The organism is Aporhodopirellula sallentina SM41 (genome assembly GCF_000346505.1).
Classification (GTDB): Bacteria; Planctomycetota; Planctomycetia; order Pirellulales; family Pirellulaceae; genus Rhodopirellula; species Rhodopirellula sallentina.
In genome coordinates, this window is sequence record NZ_ANOH01000151.1 from 1 (window position 1) to 5,919 (window position 5,919).

The window sequence follows — 5,919 nt, forward strand, 5'->3', positions numbered from 1 at the left end:
CCAAGCGAAGCGATGTTCCGGCACTTCAACGTTGATCACCACGGTCGCCACGAACCGGTGCCGGAGCGTCGTCGCTTCGCTCCTAGATCCGGCCTACTTCATTCGGGAAAACCGCGGCGAACCCCGTGCGGCTGATTCAAACTCGCGTCGTATGAGTAGCCCGACTCGGCCACACGTTGGCCGGACCAAGCCAAGCGATGTTCCGGCACTTCAAATGAAAGCCCGATAAAACTGCCCTGGCAGCTTAAACAAATGCGTGTTTATCGAGTGTTTCAAATGCAACTGGAATGCTTTGCCATGTTGTTGAGTTTGGATCAGTGAGCGATCACGCTGATCAAGCTTCAAAGAGTTCTGGGATGATGCCGGTGGCGTCTCCGAAGGAGTTGGTTGGGATGCCGAGGCCTTGGAGGGTGGTGAGCCAGAGGTTGCAGAGTGGTGTTTTGGGGTCGTCCATGACGAGATGGCGACCGTGTCGGAAACCGGCTCCTCCGCCGGCGATCAATGTGGGGCAGTTCTTTAGCGTGTGGACGCTGCTGAGGTTGGTGCCGAGGGTGATGGCGACGTTGTCGAAAAGGCTCGAACCGTCCGGCTCGGGCGACGCTTTAAGTTTGTCGATGAACTCGGCGAGCAGTCTCGCGTGTGCGGTGTCTCGGTTCTGTGAGACCGTGCGACGTTCGCCTTCGGAGTAATGGCTCATGCTGTGCGCACTCATCGTCGCCCCTAGGCTGCTGATCATCGAGTTGACCGGCATGCGATAGGTGAAGACGCGTGTGGCATCGACCTGCATCGCGGCGAGCATGATGTCGTACATCATGCGGATCTCTTCGACGCCTTCGAGTGACTCGCCCGGTGTCTTGAGTGGTCGGCTGGGTTGTTTCTTCTCAACGCCCAACCATGTTTCTTCCTTCGACAAACGCACCTCAATCTCGCGAATGGATTGGAAGTACTCGTCGAGTTTCGCGTTATCACTGTGGTTGAGCTTGCGTGACAACGACTTGGCGTCGGAGTTGACCGTATCGAGCACGCTGCGTTGTTCCCGCAATCGTTGTTGCTGGCGAGCCAGCGGCGTGGTGTCTTGGGAAAAGAGGCGATGAAACGCGGCCACCGGGGTGTCCAAACCGGTGATCGGTTTGCCCGAACGGTTCCACGCCAGCGATCCACCTGGCCCGTGGCCGTCGTTGGCGGCACCGCGAGCGGCCAACTGAATGGACGTGAACCGCGTCTGTTCGCCCAACTTCTCGGCGGCGACTTGGTCGACCGAGACCGTGTTATGAAAACTCTGTCCGGGGATGGCGTAGCGGTTGGCTCCCGTTAACCAGAACGTGCTGCCCGAGTGACCGTCAGCCGAGTACTGGTGCATCAGATTTTGAATGATCGTGATGTCGCTTTGGTGTCGCGTAAGCGGTCGCAGGATCTTAGGCAGTTCATATTGCTCGCCGACCTTGTTGACGTCGGGGTACCAGCGATCCGCGGTCACGCCAAATCCCATCCCGAGAAAGACGGCTCGTTTCGGAGGCGACGCAACGGCGGTGGCCGCGGATGCGAACCGGCGGAAGCCGAACGATTCCAACATCGGAAGAGCGACCAGGGCACTGCCGCTGCGCAGGAAAGCACGACGCGAATTCGGGAATCTCTTCATTGGAAGGCTCGCAAGTTAGTGGAGGGACGGGAGGAAAGGGAGATTGAGTTAGCGATTTCGGAACGCGTCGGATTGGACCAAGGCGTGGATGAAGGCGCGCATGGTATCTTGATTGTCTTTCGCGGATCGGCACATTTGATCGGCGAGTTCTTCGTCGGTGAAACCGTACGGGCGTCCGAGTCCGTAGGCGATCAACGATTCGGCGAACCCGCGAGCGAAGTCGTCTTCGTGTTGAGCGATCGCGTCACGAAGCTGGTGGTAGTCGGCGAACGTTTCGCCGCTGGGCAGCTTGCCGCTGGGGTCAATCTCAAAGGACACGTGCTTTTGATACTTGCCGTACTTGCGTTTTCCGATTCCGATCAGTTCTTGTTCACGCCACTGCCCGGCCGCATCAAAATGCTCGAGGCCGAACCCGATCGGATCGATTTTGCGATGGCAGCTCGCGCACTGCGGTTCTTCTTGGTGGGCCTGGGCCAATTCGCGGGCGGAATAGGTTTTGCCCGCCAAACGGCTGAGCTGCGGGACGTTAGGCGGAGCCGGCGGAGGTGGATCGTTGAGCAAGTGTCGCAGCACCCAGGCACCTCGTTCGACCGGTGATGACCGTAGACCGTCGGAGCCCATCGCCAACACGGCGGCGGTGCCGAGCAATCCACCTCGCAGAGAGTCGGCGGGCACCGAAACCGGACGGAAGCCAGCACCATCCACGCCCTCGATGCCGTAGTAGTCCGCCAACAGATCGTTGATGACGACGAAGTCCGACTTCAGTAACTTGCCCAGCGAGATGTTTTCGTCGAGCAGATACCGGAACGTTTGAAAGAGTTCTTGACGAGCGTTCTCCCTGACCGCGTTGTCGAACGAAGGGAACTCGGCACCGTTGAACTGAAACATGTCCAATCGTTCGACTTGCAGCCATTGATGAACAAAGCTCTCAACGAACTCGTTGCTTTTGGGGTCACCAAGCATTCGTTCGGTTTGTTCGTGCAACACGACTGGATCCAACAGCGAACCCGAGTCTGCGAAATCGAGCAACGTTTGATCGGGCGGCCGAGACCAAAGCAGATACGACAAACGAACCGCTAACTCATTAGCCGATAAACACTCGCGAGATTCTTCGATTTGTTCGACGTGATAGAGGAAGCTCGGTGAAGCCAAGACAATCGAGAGCGGCTGGATTAACGCATCCAAAAAGCCTTCTCCGTTTTCGCGTGCTCGAACAAAGTGCTGCAGCAACTGTTCGCGGTAGGCTTCGCCGACCGATGTGCCACGAAAAGCTCGCCGTGCGAAGCGCGAAATGATTTCGCGCGCGTATTCCTGTTCGCTCATGGAGTCGGGACGTTTAAATAAGATCGTGTCGCGGCACGACTGCATGGCGATGGTTTGAGGTGACGGCAACGGCCCGACAACTTCCACCCAATCGATCCAAATTCCGGGCGGCGTTCCGATGCCGTTTTCCCACATGTGCTGGGTGGCCAGGTTCTTGTCACCGCGGTCTTGGTGGGACCGTTGATGAATCCAGACCAGTTGTTTTTCGCCGGGAACGTGATCGACAGTGAACTCAATGACCTCCGGGTCGTCGATAGGTGCGGTCACTTTCCGCCACCCCAATCGCGTGCGACCGGTACCAACGCCTTTGCTGAATTCGAGGTAGTGCAAACGCGGATCGGCATCGGGGTAGTTTCCGGCGCGAACTCGAATTTGATAGCGTCCTTCGGCACCGGGATGAAACGCCGGGAGTTTCACTTTGGTGTACCCACCTTCTTTGATCGTCATGATCAACGTGATGCCGGTTTGAGTTTCCGGTCGTGCCAGGTAATCCTCCATCAATGGCAGCCATTCTTGGTGGCTTTGCTTTTTCGCTTGATAGGCGTCGAGCAATCCGAATTCGGACGCGGTTTTTTCGGTTTGAGCGAGAAAGGCTCGCGCCCGTTTTCCGATGTCTCGCATGCGCTCGGCCGATGCGGTGTAGTGGGGCGTGTAGGTTTCCTCCGGTTCGATGCGAATGGTCTTTGCCGGCCTGAGGCCGTTCGCTTGCAGACACAAGTGCAACGCCTGCCGAGCCAACGTCAAGTATTGCTCGATTTGGTTGCTGGACAGAAACAGCGACGCCCCGTCGGTATCGAATCCCGCGGTGGCTTGATCATTAGGCAAGGTTGACGTGTCCGGACGAACGCCGAGCAAGTCTTCGATCGTGTTGGCGTATTCGCGGCGGTTGAGTCTTCGCATCGCGATGTCGCCGCCGGTGTCGCTGAGCTTTCGTCGAGCGGTGACCATGCGTTGCGAAAGAGCGTCGAGGAACTCCAGCTTTTGATTGGCCGGGATCGGACCGGAATCTTCCGGTGGCATCTCGCCGGAGTTCAACGCTCCTAAAACTTTCTGCCACAGTTCCGCGGTCGCGACGTCTGCGGCGACGTTTTGCGAAAGGCTTTCCAGGTCGATGTTGGCTTCCTTAGTGGCCGAATCATGGCAATCGAAGCAGTGGTTCTCGATCATCGCCCAATGCGTTGGCGACATCCGCGTGGTGTCTTCGGCATGGACGGATGGGATCATCAACGCGGCGATGACGCACGCGAAAAGCGAGATGGAAACGATGGAGGCTCGACGAAGATTCACCGGGGACGCCTGGGGAGGATGCAGTGGGGAACGGCTCATGGTTGGATGGGCGAGAACTCGAGTAGCGGGCCGGATCGTTCGGGATGGGAATCGCTGGCGAAGGCATGAACCAAGCCGCGGTCGCTGCCTTCGATCAAACGTGTTTCGCGGACGACGACGAAAGTGACTTGTTGGTCGAGGTCGGATCGCAGGAAATCCAGCAGCTCTTGCGTTTGAATGCCGAACGTCCCGGTCTGCTGACTTCGAGGAATTTCGAAACGGCCGAGCAGCACGCCGTCGTCGATGTCCGGAGCGTCTTCCCAAGTCGGATCATCGACCCAGATTTCTCGATCGGGAACCGTGACGCCGTAGACGGCAAAGACGTTTTGCGGAGGCAACCGCGAGGCGAATCCTTTGCCGCTGGGGACTTGGTTCAAACGCAATCGAGCGGACTGCATCTGAGAGAGATCGATGTCTCGTAAGTCCATTCGGAAGATCGCACGCGTGTCCCATTTACGACTGTCGGCTTGTTTGACCATCAACATCTCAGGATCGATCCACTTGCCGCGCCGGTTGTTTCGGATCACGTAGGTGCACTGGCCGTTCGTACCGACGCGGATCACGGCGGGATCGGAGGTGAATTGTTCCGCGTCGCGATCGTCTTCTCGGCTCGATAGGTCCGAGGACGACAGCGACGCCATTTCGGCATCTTGCAATCGCAACGCTTTGCCGGAGGACGCATGATGCACCGAAATTTCGCCCTGCATGACTTCGAATTCCGAAGTTTGAGAATCCGCGTTGACCGACACTGCGAACTGGGTCCCATGATCGATGGCGTAACCGCCGGGCGTTTCGACAACAAAACCCTGAGCGGACTCAGGCACGTCAAGCACCGCGGCGCCGCGTCGAACGCTCATTCGCACCGGGCTGAGCAGTTGAAATTCAGCGGGAGCTTCGAGCGTCGCGGTTGCACCGGAGTCGAACGCGATCGTGGCGATGCCGGTTGCCAGTTTCATCACGCCGGGTGGAAGCCGCGATCCGACCGTGGTGGGCAGCGAGCTTTCCCAAGCCGCGTTCTCGGACGTTTGCAGGCTCGCGATCGCTGAAGGCTGACGAACCGACGTCCAAACACCGACGGCCAGGAGCAGCCCCGCGGCGATTGCCAGCGAGAGTAGACCTTGAGTCACCCATGACCACGACGCGACAACTGGTTGGCTCGGTGCCGAACGATTCGTCTCCATGGACGATTCGATCGCGACATCGCGGAGTCCCGCGTCGACCGCAGCGGCCTTCGCGAATTGACGTCGCAGGGATTGGCTGGCGGCCAAACGATCTTCGAGCACCGTGACTTGATCGTCGGAGAGCGTTCCGAGCAAGTACTGTTGGATGAGTTCGGAGTTGTTCATCAGGAGTTTTCCATGATCAGGATCCCGCTTGCAGTCGACTTTCGATGCAGGTCGAAAGTTTTTGCCGGAGTCGGCCGAGCAGTTTGTAGAGGGCGTTGACCGATTTGCCACAATCGTTGGCGATCCGTTTTACTTGGCCGCCCGATAAATAAGGTGCCAACAGTAGTTTTTGATGGGGCTGAGAAAACTGCTGCAAACAAATCTTGAGTGAGGACCGAATCTCGGTCACGTGTTCGTTTTCGATCGCTTCTGCCTCGTCCGCAATTTGCCGCAGCATTTCATCGC

Annotated in this window: 3 protein-coding genes and 1 pseudogene; all 4 read right to left on the reverse strand. The window is 57.9% G+C overall.

The features are described from left to right. Positions 1-334: 334 nt before the first annotated feature. Positions 335-1,639, reverse strand: a complete 1,305-nt coding sequence (locus RSSM_RS09845) for a DUF1552 domain-containing protein (RefSeq protein WP_008677380.1) — start codon at positions 1,637-1,639, stop codon at positions 335-337. Between the two features lie 48 nt (positions 1,640-1,687). After that, positions 1,688-4,288 (reverse strand): DUF1592 domain-containing protein, encoded by a 2,601-nt coding sequence (locus RSSM_RS09850; RefSeq protein ID WP_236621050.1) that lies wholly within the window; start codon positions 4,286-4,288, stop codon positions 1,688-1,690. Next, positions 4,285-5,634 carry a FecR domain-containing protein gene (locus tag RSSM_RS09855; protein ID WP_008677385.1) on the reverse strand — a complete coding sequence of 450 codons (1,350 nt, stop codon included), beginning with the start codon at positions 5,632-5,634 and terminating at the stop codon, positions 4,285-4,287. The genes RSSM_RS09850 and RSSM_RS09855 overlap by 4 nt, the downstream gene beginning before the upstream one ends. 16 nt (positions 5,635-5,650) lie before the next feature. Beyond that, positions 5,651-5,919: pseudogene (locus RSSM_RS09860) on the reverse strand (RNA polymerase factor sigma-70); the annotation flags it as partial.